The organism is Pseudomonas sp. TE12508 (assembly GCF_056279485.1).
Genome location: NZ_JBWCCN010000009.1, coordinates 191,404 through 207,556, shown reverse-complemented (window position 1 = coordinate 207,556; position 16,153 = coordinate 191,404). Strand labels below are relative to the sequence as shown.

At 59.7% G+C, this 16,153-nt stretch carries 9 protein-coding genes; 5 read left to right on the top strand and 4 right to left on the bottom strand.

Going from position 1 to position 16,153, the window contains the following annotated elements; translation table 11 throughout:
• Positions 1-18 precede the first annotated feature (18 nt).
• Entirely contained in the window at positions 19-765 is a 747-nt protein-coding gene (cobM, locus tag ACZ9IM_RS14880) for a precorrin-4 C(11)-methyltransferase (RefSeq protein WP_476224319.1), read from the top strand.
• 160 nt (positions 766-925) lie between these two features.
• On the opposite strand, the gene nfuA is transcribed toward cobM, so the two are convergent.
• Positions 926-1,510, bottom strand: a complete 585-nt coding sequence (gene nfuA / locus ACZ9IM_RS14875; RefSeq protein ID WP_008011019.1) for a Fe-S biogenesis protein NfuA — start codon at positions 1,508-1,510, stop codon at positions 926-928.
• A gap of 248 nt (positions 1,511-1,758) precedes the next feature.
• Positions 1,759-4,044: a fatty acid cis/trans isomerase gene (locus ACZ9IM_RS14870; protein WP_476224318.1), complete on the bottom strand. Its 2,286-nt coding sequence runs from the start codon at positions 4,042-4,044 to the stop codon at positions 1,759-1,761.
• A 155-nt stretch (positions 4,045-4,199) separates the two neighbouring features.
• Here ACZ9IM_RS14870 and metH point away from each other — a divergent pair, with 155 nt between their 5' ends.
• A complete protein-coding gene (metH, locus tag ACZ9IM_RS14865; RefSeq protein WP_192343738.1) occupies positions 4,200-7,910 on the top strand; it encodes a methionine synthase in 3,711 nt (1,236 codons plus the stop codon).
• A gap of 205 nt (positions 7,911-8,115) precedes the next feature.
• Positions 8,116-8,337 carry a DUF2970 domain-containing protein gene (locus ACZ9IM_RS14860; protein ID WP_008066935.1) on the top strand — a complete coding sequence of 74 codons (222 nt, stop codon included), beginning with the start codon at positions 8,116-8,118 and terminating at the stop codon, positions 8,335-8,337.
• 6 nt (positions 8,338-8,343) lie between these two features.
• Here the strand turns inward: ACZ9IM_RS14860 and ACZ9IM_RS14855 are convergent, their stop codons facing one another.
• Complete coding sequence (locus ACZ9IM_RS14855) at positions 8,344-9,429, bottom strand: ABC transporter substrate-binding protein (RefSeq protein ID WP_427623166.1); 1,086 nt, start codon at positions 9,427-9,429, stop codon at positions 8,344-8,346.
• Between the two features lie 520 nt (positions 9,430-9,949).
• Here ACZ9IM_RS14855 and ACZ9IM_RS14850 point away from each other — a divergent pair.
• Positions 9,950-11,608 carry a nitrite/sulfite reductase gene (locus ACZ9IM_RS14850; protein WP_427623165.1) on the top strand — a complete coding sequence of 553 codons (1,659 nt, stop codon included), beginning with the start codon at positions 9,950-9,952 and terminating at the stop codon, positions 11,606-11,608.
• Positions 11,592-12,086 carry a DUF934 domain-containing protein gene (locus tag ACZ9IM_RS14845; protein WP_063340169.1) on the top strand — a complete coding sequence of 165 codons (495 nt, stop codon included), beginning with the start codon at positions 11,592-11,594 and terminating at the stop codon, positions 12,084-12,086. Before ACZ9IM_RS14850 ends, ACZ9IM_RS14845 begins: the two co-directional genes overlap by 17 nt.
• A gap of 44 nt (positions 12,087-12,130) precedes the next feature.
• Here the strand turns inward: ACZ9IM_RS14845 and ACZ9IM_RS14840 are convergent, their stop codons facing one another.
• On the bottom strand, positions 12,131-16,072 hold the full coding sequence (locus ACZ9IM_RS14840; RefSeq protein WP_427623164.1) for a dermonecrotic toxin domain-containing protein: 3,942 nt from the start codon (positions 16,070-16,072) through the stop codon (positions 12,131-12,133).
• Positions 16,073-16,153 lie beyond the last annotated feature (81 nt).

Below are 16,153 nucleotides of genomic sequence, written 5' to 3'. Positions count from 1 at the left end.
TTCTGACAGGAAACGACGATGACCGTCTACTTCATTGGCGCAGGCCCCGGCGACCCGGAACTGATCACCGTCAAAGGCCAGCGGCTGATTCGTAGCTGCCCGGTCATCATCTATGCAGGCTCCCTGGTCCCCGCCGCTGTACTGGACGGCCACCGCGCCGAACAGGTGGTCAACAGCGCCGAATTGCATCTGGAACAGATCATCGAGCTGATCAAGAACGCCCATGCCAACGGCCAGGACGTGGCCCGGGTGCATTCCGGTGATCCGAGCCTGTACGGCGCGATTGGCGAGCAGATTCGCTATTTGCGTGAACTCGACATCCCTTTTGAAATCATTCCCGGCGTCACCGCCACCGCCGCCTGCGCGGCGCTTTTGGGTGCTGAACTGACCTTGCCGGACGTGTCACAAAGCGTGATTCTGACCCGCTACGCCGACAAGACCGCGATGCCGGCCGGTGAAGAGCTGGGCAGTCTGGCGCAGCATGGGGCGACCATGGCGATCCACCTCGGGGTCAATCATCTGGAGAAGATCCTTGCTGAATTGCTGCCGCACTACGGCGCCGATTGCCCGATCGCGGTGATTCATCGGGCGACCTGGCCGGATCAGGACTGGGTCGTGGGGACGCTGGCGGATATTGCCGAGAAGGTTCAAGCCAAGGGATTTCGCCGCACGGCGCTGATTCTGGTGGGCCGGGTGTTGGGCAGCGATCACTTCAGTGAATCGTCGCTGTATCGCGCGGGGCATGCGCACCTCTACAGACCCTGAGATGATCGTTCCCACGCTCTGCGTGGGAATGCAGCCCGGGACGCTCCGCGTCCCAAGAGCAGACGCAGAGCGTCCGTTGAGGCATTCCCACGCAGAGCGTGGGAACGATCAAAAAAAACGGTGCTCACGGGCACCGTTTTTTTATGTCGCAGCGAACACCTTAGTAGTAGGCGTTTTCTTTCTGCGTGTGGTCGGTCACGTCACGAACGCCCTTGAGCTCGGGAATGCGCTCGAGCAAGGTGCGCTCGATGCCTTCGCGCAGGGTGACGTCTGCCTGGCCGCAGCCTTGGCAACCGCCGCCGAATTTCAGCACGGCAATGCCGTCTTCAACCACATCGATCAGGCTGACCTGACCGCCGTGGCTGGCCAGCCCCGGGTTGATTTCGGTTTGCAGGTAGTAGTTGATACGCTCGTTGACCGGGCTGTCGGCGTTGACCATCGGTACTTTGGCGTTTGGCGCCTTGATGGTCAGTTGGCCGCCCATGCGGTCGGTGGCGTAGTCGACTACCGCATCGTCCAGGAAGGCTTCGCTGAAGTGATCGATGTACGCGGTGAAGCTTTTAAGCCCCAGCGCCGTGTCTTCAGGTTTTTCTTCGCCCGGCTTGCAGTAGGCAATGCAGGTTTCGGCGTACTGGGTGCCAGGCTGGGTGATAAAGACGCGGATGCCGATACCCGGGGTGTTCTGCTTGGAGAGCAGATCAGCCAGGTAATCGTGGGCGGCGTCGGTAATGGTAATAGCGGTCATGGAAACTCCTCGCAGGCTTGGACGCAGTTTACGCCAATCATCGCGCCGGACAAAGTCCTAGTATTTTTGTCGGGAAAGATGCGCTGATCCAATGTGAGAGCGGGCCCGTGGCGAGGGGGCTTGCCCCCGTTTGAGTGCGTAGCACTCACAAGATCTTTGGGACATCAGATATTTTGGGGCTGCTTCGCCGCCCAACGGGGGCAAGCCCCCTCGCCACAGACCCACTCCCACACGGAATAGCAGGCACCTCAGAGATTCTCGTAGCGATTCATGTCCAGCACGCCCTCCTCCACAGGGTCGGTGTCGTGGATATAGCGACTCAGATCATGGAAATATTGCCAGAACTGCGGATGGCTGCGGCGAATGCCCCAGCGTTCGACGATTTTCTCGAAACTGGCAGCGTCCTTCGCGGTTTCCATCGCATCAACGAAAGCGGGCACTTGGCCGGCTGGAATGTTGAACATGAAGTTCGGGTAGCTGCTGAGTACACCCGGATAAATTGTCAACGTATCGAGCCCCGGCTGATAGCGCCGCGACTCCCCCAGCAGGAACGCCACGTTGCTGTGGGCCCGGTTGCGCAGCAGGCTATAGACCCCGCGCTTGCCGCTTTGAGTCTCGATGCGCAGCATCGTGGCTTCTGGCAATTGATCGATGACCTTCAGCCCCGCAGACGGACGTGAAGCCAGGCGGCTCAAGGCCTGTTCGGCGTTCTGCAATGCCAGATCGATGTTCGGCCGCGAGCAGTAGGCACCGTCGCAGCGGTTGATCGGGTCGGGGTTGGCATTGAGTTCGCCGTACCGGGCCAGCAATTGCAGGGCGAAATCGCGTTTCGGGTCCTTCTCGCTCAGCGTCAGTGCCGTGGGTTTGTCGTTGTCGATGTACTCGTAATCCAGCCACATCTTGAGCTTTCCGCCGTTCTGGTACCAATCGTCGAGGTAGCCGTCCCGTGAGTCGGCCGGCATCAGACGCAAAAAGTTCTGCTCGGCACCATTGCGAATCAGGTCGAAGTACAGCCGGGTCTGGGCCTGATGGGATACGTTGCCAAATACATCGAAGTTGACTGCCAACTGGTAATACGTGCGTTCCAGCAACGGGTAATCGAACAGCCAGATGGTTTGCGGAACGTCACCGATCAGGCCTTTGTTCACCGAGGCGCTGTCGAAATGCCGGAAGATGCTCAGCAGCGCGTTGTCATTGCCGGCCCACAGGGTCGACCAGCTCGGGGCTGGCAGGTCGGCGTAGCTGTCCCGGCGCAGGGCCTCGTATTCGTTGCGTTTGTCACGGTAGTCGCGCCACAGGCTCAGGACACTGCCGACGTCATCGTTCTGCCCTGGCATCGCCAGCAACGGCGTGGCCTGGCCGCGATAATTCGGGTCGGTGATATAGAGGTCATGCTCCGGAGCCTGGAACAGCGCCCAGAAGTTGTCGCGGATCACGTCGGTGGCGATCTGGCCACGGCAGACCGGGCCGCGAATAAAGGTGCGCACGAAATATTCGGCGTTATCGAGCATGAACTGGTAACGCGCCTGAGCCGGGATGGCCTCAAAGGTCGTAAACGGATTGGCCCGTCGTTCCGGCCCATAACCCGGCAGCGCGTTGACCTGCCAGTTGCCGCTGTAGAACAGGCTTTTGATCCGCGCCATCTTCGCCGCGCTGAGCGGATAGGTGATGTGGGTCTTGTGCACGATCACGCCTTGCACCGGCCATAAACGGTAATAGACCTGAGTGCCCGGATCGTCATTCGGACGGCGAGTGTTGATCAAATCAATGGGCTGGCCCGTCGGTGTGCGCGAACGTACCCACTGAAAGAAATGCCCCGGCTCGCCGTCCTTGAAATAGAGGTGCGCCAAAAACCAGTGCTCGAACAACCAGCGTCCCACCAGGCTTTCCCGGGCACCCGGCGCGTTGAGCAGGTTTTCCCACTGCACCACCTGCAACGCTTCCTTGGCGCTGGGCACCAAGCCCTGCTCATCGATCGGCGCGCCGGAGGCCAGCCAGCGTTGCAATGTCTGGTATTGCTGATCGGTCAGGCCGGTGACCGCCAGCGGCATGCCTTCTTTGGGGTGGGAGCTGGCATAGCCGTCGAACTCCGCCGGCATGGCGCACATGTTCTCCCGGTTCAGGCCCAGGACGATGTCTTCCGGCAATTTGGCGTTGGGTTGCAACGGGGTTTTGTGGCCCAGTTCGAGCATGCGCGCCATCAGCGCCGCCTGACTGCCTTGGGCGTCGAGCACCGAATAAAAGCCTTTTTGCTGCCAGGCGCGTTTGCCAAAGGCGTCATAAAAAAGTCGGGTCGGCGCTGCGGCCTGTCTGCGTTCGCCATCATAAACGGGCGCCTTGGTTGCACCTCGGGCCACCCCTTCACCACTGCCCAGATTGAGCTGACAGGCGGAGTCGTAGCAGGCATGGCAGGCCACGCACTTTTCAGTGAAGATCGGTTGGATGTCCCGGACGTAGGAAATGTCTGGTCCTTGCGCAGCGGCGCCCCCGCTTAAAAACAGCATCAATAGGCTGGTGACGACGCGATACGACATATCCCTGGTCCTGATCATGAGAAAACGCCGCGATTCTACCGGTCTGGCCTGCGCACCAACATGAGCGATATTCATGCAAAACCCGTACATGCTCCAAAAGCGCACAGGTTTGTTATCATTCCGGCCCTTCGTCATGGCCTTACCGAGTAGTCCAAATGTCCGATCGCAGCGTTCGCCTTCAAGCTCTCAAGCACGCCCTCAAAGAGCGCATCCTGATTCTCGATGGCGGCATGGGTACGATGATCCAGAGCTACAAGCTCGAGGAGCAGGATTACCGTGGCAAACGCTTCGCCGACTGGCCGAGCGATGTCAAAGGCAACAACGACCTGTTGGTGCTGACCCGCCCCGACGTGATTGGCGGCATTGAGAAGGCCTATCTGGACGCCGGCGCCGACATTCTGGAAACCAACACCTTCAACGCCACCCGGATTTCCATGGCCGATTACGGCATGGAGGAACTCGCCTACGAATTGAACGTAGAAGGCGCTCGCCTGGCCCGCAAGATTGCCGATGCGAAAACTCTCGAGAACCCGGACAAGCCGCGTTTCGTCGCTGGGGTACTCGGCCCGACCAGCCGCACCTGCTCGCTGTCGCCCGACGTCAACAACCCTGGCTACCGCAACGTGACCTTCGATGAGCTGGTGGAGAACTACACCGAAGCCACCAAAGGCCTGATCGAAGGCGGTGCCGACCTGATCCTGATCGAAACCATCTTCGATACCCTCAATGCCAAAGCGGCGATCTTCGCCGTGCAAGGCGTGTTCGAAGAACTGGGCGTCGAGTTGCCGATCATGATCTCCGGCACCATCACCGATGCCTCCGGCCGCACACTGTCGGGTCAGACCACCGAAGCGTTCTGGAACTCCGTGGCCCACGCCAAACCAATTTCGGTCGGCCTGAACTGCGCCCTCGGGGCCAGCGAGTTGCGTCCGTACCTGGAAGAACTGTCGAACAAGGCCAACACCCACGTTTCCGCGCACCCGAACGCCGGCCTGCCGAACGAATTCGGCGAGTACGACGAACTGCCGGCCCAAACCGCCAAGGTCATCGAAGAGTTCGCCCAAAGCGGCTTCCTGAACATCGTCGGCGGCTGCTGCGGCACCACGCCGGGCCACATCGAAGCCATCGCCAAAGCGGTGGCCGGCTATGCGCCGCGCGAGATTCCGGACATCCCCAAGGCCTGCCGCCTGTCGGGCCTGGAACCGTTCACCATTGATCGCAGCTCGTTGTTCGTCAACGTCGGCGAGCGCACCAACATCACCGGTTCCGCCAAATTCGCCCGTCTGATCCGTGAAGACAACTACACCGAAGCCCTGGAAGTCGCCCTGCAGCAGGTCGAAGCCGGCGCCCAGGTGATCGACATCAACATGGACGAAGGGATGCTCGATTCGAAGAAGGCCATGGTGACCTTCCTCAATCTGATTGCCGGTGAACCGGACATCTCCCGCGTGCCGATCATGATCGACTCCTCCAAGTGGGAAGTGATCGAAGCCGGCCTCAAGTGCATCCAGGGCAAGGGCATCGTCAACTCGATCAGCATGAAAGAAGGCGTCGAGCAGTTCATTCATCACGCCAAACTGTGCAAGCGCTACGGCGCCGCGGTGGTGGTGATGGCCTTCGATGAAGCTGGCCAGGCCGACACCGAAGCGCGCAAGAAAGAAATCTGCAAACGCTCATACGACATTCTGGTCAACGAAGTCGGCTTCCCGCCGGAAGACATCATCTTCGACCCGAACATCTTCGCCGTGGCCACCGGCATCGAAGAACACAACAACTACGCTGTGGACTTCATCAACGCCTGCGCCTACATCCGCGACGAACTGCCGTACGCCCTGACTTCCGGCGGCGTGTCGAACGTGTCGTTCTCGTTCCGTGGCAACAACCCGGTGCGTGAGGCAATTCACTCGGTGTTCCTGCTGTATGCGATCCGCAACGGCCTGACCATGGGTATCGTCAACGCCGGCCAACTGGAGATCTACGACCAGATTCCGGCCGAGCTGCGCGACGCCGTCGAAGACGTGATCCTCAACCGCACCCCGGAAGGCACCGACGCCCTCCTCGCCATCGCCGACAAGTACAAGGGCGACGGCAGCGTCAAGGAAGCCGAGACCGAAGAGTGGCGCAACTGGGACGTCAACAAGCGTCTGGAGCATGCGCTGGTCAAGGGCATCACCACCCACATCGTGGAAGACACCGAAGAGTCGCGTCAGTCCTTTGCGCGCCCGATCGAAGTGATCGAAGGCCCGCTGATGTCCGGCATGAACATCGTCGGCGACCTGTTCGGCGCCGGTAAAATGTTCCTGCCGCAAGTGGTGAAGTCCGCCCGCGTGATGAAGCAGGCCGTGGCCCACCTGATCCCGTTCATCGAGCTGGAAAAAGGCGACAAGCCGGAAGCCAAGGGCAAGATCCTGATGGCCACGGTCAAGGGCGACGTACACGACATCGGCAAGAACATCGTTGGCGTGGTGCTGGGCTGTAACGGCTATGACATCGTCGACCTTGGCGTGATGGTGCCGGCAGAGAAGATCCTGCAAGTCGCCAAAGAACAGAAATGCGACATCATCGGCCTGTCCGGTTTGATCACGCCTTCGCTGGACGAAATGGTTCACGTGGCCCGCGAGATGCAGCGTCAGGACTTCCATCTGCCGCTGATGATCGGTGGCGCGACCACCTCCAAGGCGCACACGGCGGTGAAGATCGAGCCGAAATACAGCAACGACGCAGTGATCTACGTCACCGATGCCTCCCGCGCTGTGGGCGTGGCGACGCAACTGCTGTCCAAGGAATTGAAGGCCGGTTTCGTCGAGAAGACTCGCCTGGAATACATCGACGTTCGCGAGCGCACCGCCAACCGCAGCGCCCGTACCGAGCGCCTGAGCTACCCGGTGGCCATCGCCAAGAAGCCGCAGTTCGACTGGGGCAGCTATGAACCTGTCAAACCGACGTTCACTGGCGCCAAGGTGCTGGACAACATCGACCTGAAGGTGCTGGCCGAATACATCGACTGGACGCCGTTCTTCATCTCCTGGGACCTGGCCGGCAAATTCCCGCGCATCCTCAAGGACGAAGTGGTCGGTGAAGCCGCCACCGCGCTGTACGCCGATGCCCAGGAAATGCTCGCCAAGCTGATCGACGAAAAACTCATCAGCGCCCGAGCGGTGTTCGGTTTCTGGCCGGCCAATCAGGTGCGCGACGATGACATCGAAGTCTACGGCGATGACGGCAAGCCATTGGCCAAGCTGCATCACTTGCGCCAGCAGATCATCAAGACTGATGGCAAACCGAACTTCTCCCTGGCCGACTTCGTTGCGCCCAAGGACAGCGGCGTGACCGACTATGTGGGGGGCTTCATCACCACCGCCGGGATCGGCGCCGAAGAAGTGGCCAAGGCCTATCAGGATGCGGGCGACGACTACAACTCGATCATGGTCAAGGCCCTGGCCGACCGCCTGGCCGAGGCCTGTGCCGAGTGGCTGCACCAACAGGTGCGTAAAGATTACTGGGGCTACGCCAAGGACGAGACGCTCGACAACGAGGCGCTGATCAAAGAGCAATACACCGGCATCCGCCCTGCTCCAGGCTACCCGGCCTGCCCGGATCACACCGAGAAAGCCACGCTGTTCAAGCTGCTGGACCCGGAAGCGGAAGAGCTCAAAGCCGGCCGCAGCGGCGTGTTCCTCACCGAGCACTACGCCATGTTCCCGGCGGCAGCGGTCAGCGGCTGGTACTTCGCTCACCCACAGGCGCAGTATTTCGCCGTGGGCAAGATCGACAAGGATCAGGTGCAGAGCTACACCTCGCGCAAGGGTCAGGAATTGAGCGTGACCGAGCGTTGGCTGGCGCCTAACCTGGGTTACGACAACTAACCTCCATCCCCCTGTGGGAGCGACCTGTGGCGAGGGGGCTCGCCCCCGTTGGGCTGCGAAGCAGCCCCCAAAATCTCTGATGTATCAAAGATCTTGTGAGTGCTACGCACTCAAACGGGGGCAAGCCCCCTCGCCACAGGTCGCTCCCACAGGTTTCGGGTGTATTGTCTATGCTTACCTTTCACACATGCGTGACGGGGGATTTATGGACGATCCAGTCGACAACAACAAGCCACCAACCTTCTGGCAGATGCTGCACAGCGTGATGGCGGCGGCGTTCGGGGTGCAGAGCGGGAAGAACCGGGCCCGGGATTTCACCCACGGCAAGCCGAGTCATTTCGTGATTTTGGGGATTCTGTTCACGGCAGTGTTCGCGTTGACGCTGTTTGGCATCGTCAAACTGGTGGTGTACCTGGCGGGTATCTGAACCGGCTCAGTGCATCAGGGCTTGCAGGCTGAACGGGTAGCGATACGACGTCGGCCGCCCCTTGGCCGAGAGCTTCTGGAAATCCACGCCATAATCCTGAGTCGCACTCAACGCCAGCAACCGCTTGGCTTGTGCGTGATTGATCAGCTGCAACAACGGAATCTGCCGGTCGCGCCCGCCGTACTGACTGACATCCACCCCCAGGTCGTAGTCATGCAGTTGCACCAAGGCCCAACCACCCAGAGTGAAGTGCCCGCCCAACAGCACACTCAACCGCCCTTCCAACAGCGCCTGTAACGCAGTCGGTGAATTATTGACAGCGCTGAACAGCGCGTCCTTGCCGGGTTGGCCGCCCGTTTCGGCGTAGGCCTGCATGGCACCAAAGGCCATTTCATCGTTGGCCGACCAGACCAGCGACGTTTGCGGGTAACGCTTGAACAATAACCTGGCCTGTTCATAGGCGCGCTCGCGGGTCCAGCCGCCATAGACCAACTGGCGCAACCGCACTTCAGGGTGTTCGGCCAATGCCCGCATCATGCCCTTCTCACGCTGTTGCGCGGCTGGCGTGATCTTCAGGCCGGAGAAGGCCACGAGATCAATGACCTGACCGGGCGCGACCGGGCGATGCAGGCGAATCAGCTCCTTGAGCATCAAGTAGCCGCCCTCCTCATTGTTGGGCACCAGGCTGCCCAACCAGTCGGGATACTTCTGCGGCTGGGCGCCGAGCAAGCGCATCTGGTCTGCGGTCAGGCCGTTGTTGACCAAAAACAGCTTCACACCGCTGCCTTGAGCCAGGCGCAGGATTTCGGGCGCAACATACAGTTCGTTGACGAACACCAGATAATCCGGTCGATTCGGCCCTTGCAGGGCTTCGCGGGCTTGCTTGAGTGTGGTTTCAGCGTTTCGCTCGGAATACTGGATGCGCAAATCCATGCCCAGGTCCTTGGCTGCGGCCTGCATGAACTGCGAGTAACTGACCCAGAACACCTCTTGGGTAGTCCCGGGATTGAGGAACAATACGGACGCGGCCTGGGCACACGGTCCCAAGACCGTACCAAGCGCCAGCACAACACCACAGATGAACTTCAACATTAAACGTCCGAGCCCCCGAAAATCCGCTGCGCATTATAGCCAGCGAAGTTTCTGGAACGGCGCTTATTCCGGCTTTTGTCCGACAATCGTCGGCGCCGGGCCCGGACGGGGTCGTTTATTGATGGCTGACCCAGAACACCGCTGTGCCCACGACCAGGATAATCAGGAACAAAATCGCCCAGGCATCGACCGTGCTATCGCTTTTCCCTGCTTTGGTTGGGTTGCTCATTGCATCGCCTCTTGTCGGTTTTATCGGTGATTGCATAAAGACTCGAGCACAGTTAAGACGATGATTGCCCGCACCACAAATGTGGGTTTTACCCCCATGAGTTTCATTAGTCGTTTTGGTTCTTTGCATATACTCAAACATCACTTTTGCGCATAACTGCAAACTGGTATCTTGCGTCGGCTCCGTTGGGAGTGCGCGGCCGTGCGCGCAGAATTGCCGAGGCTGTATCGGATGAAAGCTAGCGAAAACGCAGCTATATCCAACCGGCCCAAGCCTGAGAACAGGACTTATATGTACGTATACGACGAGTACGATCAGCGGATCATCGAGGACCGCGTCAAGCAGTTCCGTGATCAGACCCGACGCTATCTGGCAGGCGAACTGAGCGAAGAAGAATTCCGCCCCCTGCGCCTGCAAAATGGCCTTTATATCCAGCGCTTCGCGCCGATGCTGCGGGTGGCGGTGCCTTATGGCCAACTGACTTCGCGCCAGACGCGAATGATGGCCAGGATTGCCCGCGACTACGACAAGGGCTACGCCCACATCAGTACCCGGCAGAACGTGCAGTTCAACTGGCCGGCGCTGGAAGATATCCCGGACATCCTGGCTGAACTGGCGACCGTGCAGATGCATGCGATCCAGACCAGCGGCAACTGCCTGCGCAACGTCACCACCGACCAGTTCGCCGGTGTCGCGGCCGACGAATTGATCGACCCGCGTCCATGGTGCGAAATCGTCCGCCAGTGGACCACGTTCCACCCGGAATTCGCCTACCTGCCGCGTAAATTCAAAATCGCCATCAACGGTTCGACGTCTGACCGTGCGGCCATTGAAGTCCATGACATTGGCCTTGAGCCAGTGCACAACGCCGCGGGCGAACTGGGTTTCCGTGTGCTGGTCGGTGGCGGCCTGGGCCGTACGCCGGTGGTGGGCGCGTTCATCAACGAGTTCCTGCCGTGGCAGGACTTGCTGAGCTATCTCGACGCCATCCTGCGGGTTTACAACCGCTACGGCCGTCGCGACAACAAATACAAGGCGCGGATCAAGATTCTGGTCAAGGCCCTGACGCCTGAAGTGTTCGCGCAGAAAGTCGATGCGGAAATGGAACACCTTCGCGGTGGCCAGACCACGCTGACCGAGGCCGAAGTGCATCGCGTGGCCAAACACTTCGTCGATCCGGACTACAAGTCCCTGGACAACCAGACGGCCGAACTGACCGAGCTCGACAAACAGCACCCAGGCTTCGCCCGCTGGCGCACCCGCAATACCCTGGCGCACAAAAAGCCGGGTTATGTGGCCGTGACCCTGTCCCTGAAGCCTACTGGCGTTGCGCCGGGCGACATCACCGACAAGCAGCTCGATGCCGTTGCCGACCTCGCCGATCGTTACAGCTTCGGTCAGCTACGCACTTCCCACGAGCAGAACATCATTCTGGCCGATGTCGAGCAGAGCCAATTGTTCGCCCTGTGGAGCGAGTTGCGCGAGCAAGGTTTCGCCACACCGAACATCGGCTTGCTGACCGACATCATCTGCTGCCCTGGCGGTGATTTCTGCTCGCTGGCCAACGCCAAGTCGATCCCGATCGCCGAGTCGATCCAGCGCCGTTTCGACGACCTGGACTACCTGTTCGACATTGGCGAACTGGACCTGAACATCTCTGGGTGCATGAACGCCTGTGGTCACCACCACGTCGGCCACATCGGCATTCTCGGGGTCGACAAGAAAGGCGAAGAGTTCTACCAGGTGTCCCTGGGTGGCAGCGCCAGTCGCGATGCGAGCCTGGGCAAGATCCTCGGCCCGTCCTTCGCACAGGAAGCCATGCCTGACGTGATCGAGAAGCTGATCGACGTGTACATCGAACAACGTACCGAAGACGAACGCTTCATCGACACCTATCAGCGTATCGGCATCGACCTCTTCAAGGAGCGCGTCTATGCAGCGAATAATTAAGAACAACGAAGTCGTCGACGAAACCTGGCACTTGCTGCCGAAAGATTTCAACATCGACGAGATCAGCAACTGCGACGACCTGATCGTCCCGCTGCAACTGTGGCGCGAACACAGCCGTATGCTCAAGGCTCGCGATGGCGGCCTGGGTGTGTGGCTGGACGCCGACGAAGAAGCCGAAGAAATCGGTGAAGACGTGGATAATTTCCAGGTGATCGCCTTGAACTTTCCGGCCTTCACTGATGGGCGCAACTACTCCAACGCTCGCTTGCTGCGTGACCGTTACGGTTTCAAAGGCGAATTGCGGGCGATTGGCGATGTGCTGCGCGACCAGTTGTTCTACCTGCACCGCTGCGGTTTTGACGCGTTTGCGATTCGCGCCGATAAAGACCCGTACGAAGCCCTTGAAGGCCTCAAGGACTTCTCGGTGACCTATCAGGCCGCCACCGACGAACCGCTGCCGCTGTTCCGTCGCCGTTGATGTCCTGGCCTTGAACCCTTTGCGGGGTTCAAGGCCATCCTCTTCTAGGCCTGCTCGGTGATCACCGGAAAGGGCCGCCCCATCGCTACCCAATCGCGGTAGAGCCTGGCCCGATCCTCCAGCGACATGAAAATTCCCAGCGGATTTTCAGCATCGACCTCCGTGCTCTCGACAGCCCGGTTCAGCCAGTTCCACAACTCGTCCGATGTCTGCGCCTCGCTCAACAGTTGCCAGACCCTCGCTTGCAACGCCAGATAGTCGACCTGAAAGTCCGCCGTCAGGCTGAGCCCGTCGATGAGCCTCAGGAATCGATTGCCTGACGGCTTGACCGCCAGTTGCTGCCAGATCGTTCGCCTGGCTTGCTGCAGCGCTTCATCCCCCTCTTGTAACCACGCCTCTGGATTGCCATAACCGGGACCTGGCGCGCTCAACCACAGGTTGATCCCTGTGCGCTGTCGATGGCTGATCAGGCGCCGCAATGTGTCTTCGTCCGTTAACGGATTGCCCCAAAGCTGCACTCGCCCCCGAACCATGGCCTGGCTCAACACCGCCGACGGAACCCGGGTGATCCGGTTGTCACGCAGGTCAAGCGACGTCAGGTAGGGCTCGTCCCTAATCCCGATCGGGCACGTACTGATCTCTGTTTTCCTCAAATTCACCTCGCGCAGGTTGTCCATCCCTAACAACACAGGCGAAACACTCAGGGGGTTTTCACTCAGGTCCAGTGATTGCAAGTTAATCAAGTCACTCAGTTGCGACGCCGTGTTCTCCCTGAATTTGAGAAACGTGTCTTTCAGATTCAGCGTTGTGAGATGGCTCATTCGCGGGATCGCAGGCGGCAAAACACTCTCCAGCGCCCCCATGGCGTCAGATAGCCGCAGATCGACTTTCTCCAGATTCAATACCTGCAGATTGGGGAAAGACTCCAGGAACCCGTTCAAGCTCTCACGCTCTGTCAGGTGAAATCCGCGCATCGACAACTCGATCACCTCGTCGAACTTGATGTTCATGACCGGCAAGCGGTGGTAGTCCTCGAACTCCAGATCCAGTTTGTATCCCGCTAACGCTTCGCCGGAATAAAGGCGATTGGCCTGCGGCGGACACTTTTGCCAGATTGAGATCAGCTCGTCAGCCAGTTCTATCCGGGTCTCGCGCTCGAGTTCCATCGCGCGCTGCACCAGCGCGACGTTATGCACCGCGATTTGCGCATGAGTCATGCCCACAGCGTCCTCGTCGCCAGCGGCCAGAAAGTCGATGTCCATGTCATCGACATCCTGCAGGGACCGGTCGATCCAACTGGTCAAATCCGTACTCAATTGCTCAGACTGTTGCTTCAGACCATCGAGGCGTGACTGAGCGCTTGCTCCGGCATGTTGCAGCCATTCATCGGCCTGCGCATTGCCGAAGTCGGGATAGAGGTTCCTGACTTGCAGTCTCATCGTCTCGTGGCTCAACGCCGCAGCCTGGAGGGTCGTCGGAAAGCCGCCGCCCCTCAAGCCCTGCATTTCAAAAGGCAGCCCCCCGTCCATTCTGCCCAGGCCCAGGCCGAACTCGGCGCGCGATAGCGCCTGGTCGCGAAGGTTGAGCTTCAGTTCGTTGGCCGGGTTCAGCGACTGCAACTGCAGCGCCGCCCGCTCATCCGCGGACAACACCCCGATGACGGCCCCGTAAAAGTCCGTGCGCGCGATGGCCTGGGCGACCACATCAACGTATTGATAGTGGTCGTCGATTTTGATCAAGCGACGACAATCAGCCGCATCAAGCGAACCGCAACGATCCAGCACCCGACCTTGCAGCGAGCCGTCTAGCACCTCGATTCGCAGGCCTTTTGGCCATCCGGGCAAGTTTTTCAGCGAATGCAAGGCCAGCGTGTCCGAATCGGAATGGGCCACGGATCGCAGATAAAGGCCTTCGTAAGCACGGGTCAGCCTCACATGCTGCTGATACTGGCGGGCCTTGCCATCCAGTTGCCTGAATACCCCCTTGATCTCGATCGCATCCGGCGTCTCTGTGAACGCTATGCCACAGCGATCAAGCATCTGCTCCACCGCACTTTTCGGCAGGCCGGGATATTGCTGTTGAAACAATCGGACCCATTCATGCTCCGAGTGCTGGAGCGCCTGATAGCGAGCGTTGAAAAACTCCACTCGCCGGGCCTGCAATGCCTCGTTCCCGTCAGCCTGCGCTTTGTCGATGACCTCCACGACGTCCTGATCGATTTTGAAGCGGCTGATAGTGTCGGCCAACACAGGCGTGGGTTGACGACCGGCCTGCATCATTCGCAGCAGATCGTCATCAACGGCGCTGACCTTGCCGATTTGCGCCAGCACTTCGTCGCTGAAGGCCTCCACCGGAGCGCCGATCCCTCGCAGCAGGCTCAGACGGGTCGGCATCTGTGCGGCCGACTCCAGAGGGGCGACATGAACGGGTGGAGCGTCCACCGGCATACCATCGAGCCGCACAGCGGGCTCCTCGGCCCCGTGCTCGGCCCTGGCCAGCGCGGTGGCCTCGGCGCCTTCGCCTTTTAACGAAGCGACAGCCCCGGCCAGCGGCAGTGCATTGAGCAAGCCGAACACGGTTCGCGTCACGCCTTCAGAACGCTCACTGGCCGTTTTCCCCTCGATGGCCTCATCCAGACCGTAACCGGCGTCAATAAGCCCGGCCAGCACCAACAGTCCCTCACCTCCGGGCACAAACAACGCCAGTGGCCCGAACCGGTTGACCCATTGCACGATCGGCTCGACGAAAGCGCTCAGATTGTCACGGTTGACCTGGGCATCGTCGCGGATGGTCTTGACGCTGTCTTGGGCGGCCTGCTTCATGGAGCTCACCAACTGCGCAAAAGGGTCGGATGCGTTGGGTGAGCGATCAAAATTGATGTAGTCGTCCGGATCCCAATGGCCATCATCGTTGAAGAACCCGGCATTCTTCGTCAGCCTGTGCATCCCGGGATAAACCGCCATGCCCTCCAGTGCGGTCAGTACCCCCGCATGAAAGGTGCCGTCCTCGCGATCCTCTTCGCAAAAGTGAGCCGCCAGTGCCTGTTTCGTATCGGCCTCCCTGCCCTGAGCCACGATCCATTGACGCAACTGCCGGCTATCGTTGAATTCATGCAACGGTGAAGAATTGCCAGGGATGTACAGCAGCACCCTGGCGCCTGATCGCGCTCGAAAACACCAGATATCGGTTGCCGTATAACGGTACAGTTTCAACCGACTCGCCTCGACGCTCGAAGGCATCCTTGTAGGCGCTTGCAGTTGCTCGATTGTCAGCGTTTCCCAGGTCTGTGCGGCGGGCAACCCGGCAGCTTGCATGGCGAGCTCCAGCCCCTCTCGGGACAGGCACCGTTCTTGATATTGCAGCCGGGCTGCCATGACAAAAGCCGCCTTGACTGATGTCCTCAGGGCATAAGGACCGGGAGCAGCAATGACCGCGTCCGACGGCCAGGCCTGATCAAGATAAGTCTGGTATCGACGGGAAAGAAACAACCCCCAGACCCACTGTTTGAAATCGGCAGGCCGCAGATTGATTTGCGTGTGCGGGCCATAGGATTGCGGAACCGTGGCGCGGTAAATGCCTTCATAGGTGTCGTGGTTGCCATTGCCCACATAGGCAAACTCATCGACTTTCTCGACAATGCGCACCGACGGCCCGATGTCGGGCGGTGTGTACAGCCCAAACGCGGTTTCGCCGAAGCGCCCGTCGCCCACCGTCTGATAATTGCCAAGCAGCGCCTGGATCAGGGTGCGAGAACTTCCCACCCGCCCCTGGTGGACGCCGTTCTCAGGAGGATGCCCATGGTAGTTATAGTCGAGCGTTACCAGCAGGGCTGTCTGCGGATCAATGTCGGCTCCCCACTTCTCCTTGATCAAGCGCTCACCAAACTGAGCGGGAGTTTGCGCAAGTGCGGTCTCCACCGCAGCCTTCAGTTCGTTACGCATCAGGACATTGCGCGTTGGGGCGTCGCCATGGGCGTGATCATTCATGTGCATTCCATTGCAAACTATTGGGAGCCACCAGAATATCCAGCCCCAACTCAAGCGTGAGTCGGAATGATCGGCAGGCCA

What these genes read in the sequence shown, in the direction of transcription:
- ACZ9IM_RS14845 (WP_063340169.1), top strand. Translation starts at nt 11,592, where the DNA reads ATGCAGCGAATAATTAAGAACAACGAAGTCGTCGACGAAACCTGGCAC.
- ACZ9IM_RS14855 (WP_427623166.1), bottom strand. Translation starts at nt 9,429, where the DNA reads ATGTTGAAGTTCATCTGTGGTGTTGTGCTGGCGCTTGGTACGGTCTTG.
- cobM (WP_476224319.1), top strand. Translation starts at nt 19, where the DNA reads ATGACCGTCTACTTCATTGGCGCAGGCCCCGGCGACCCGGAACTGATC.
- metH (WP_192343738.1), top strand. Translation starts at nt 4,200, where the DNA reads ATGTCCGATCGCAGCGTTCGCCTTCAAGCTCTCAAGCACGCCCTCAAA.
- ACZ9IM_RS14840 (WP_427623164.1), bottom strand. Translation starts at nt 16,072, where the DNA reads ATGAATGATCACGCCCATGGCGACGCCCCAACGCGCAATGTCCTGATG.
- ACZ9IM_RS14860 (WP_008066935.1), top strand. Translation starts at nt 8,116, where the DNA reads ATGGACGATCCAGTCGACAACAACAAGCCACCAACCTTCTGGCAGATG.
- ACZ9IM_RS14850 (WP_427623165.1), top strand. Translation starts at nt 9,950, where the DNA reads ATGTACGTATACGACGAGTACGATCAGCGGATCATCGAGGACCGCGTC.
- nfuA (WP_008011019.1), bottom strand. Translation starts at nt 1,510, where the DNA reads ATGACCGCTATTACCATTACCGACGCCGCCCACGATTACCTGGCTGAT.
- ACZ9IM_RS14870 (WP_476224318.1), bottom strand. Translation starts at nt 4,044, where the DNA reads ATGTCGTATCGCGTCGTCACCAGCCTATTGATGCTGTTTTTAAGCGGG.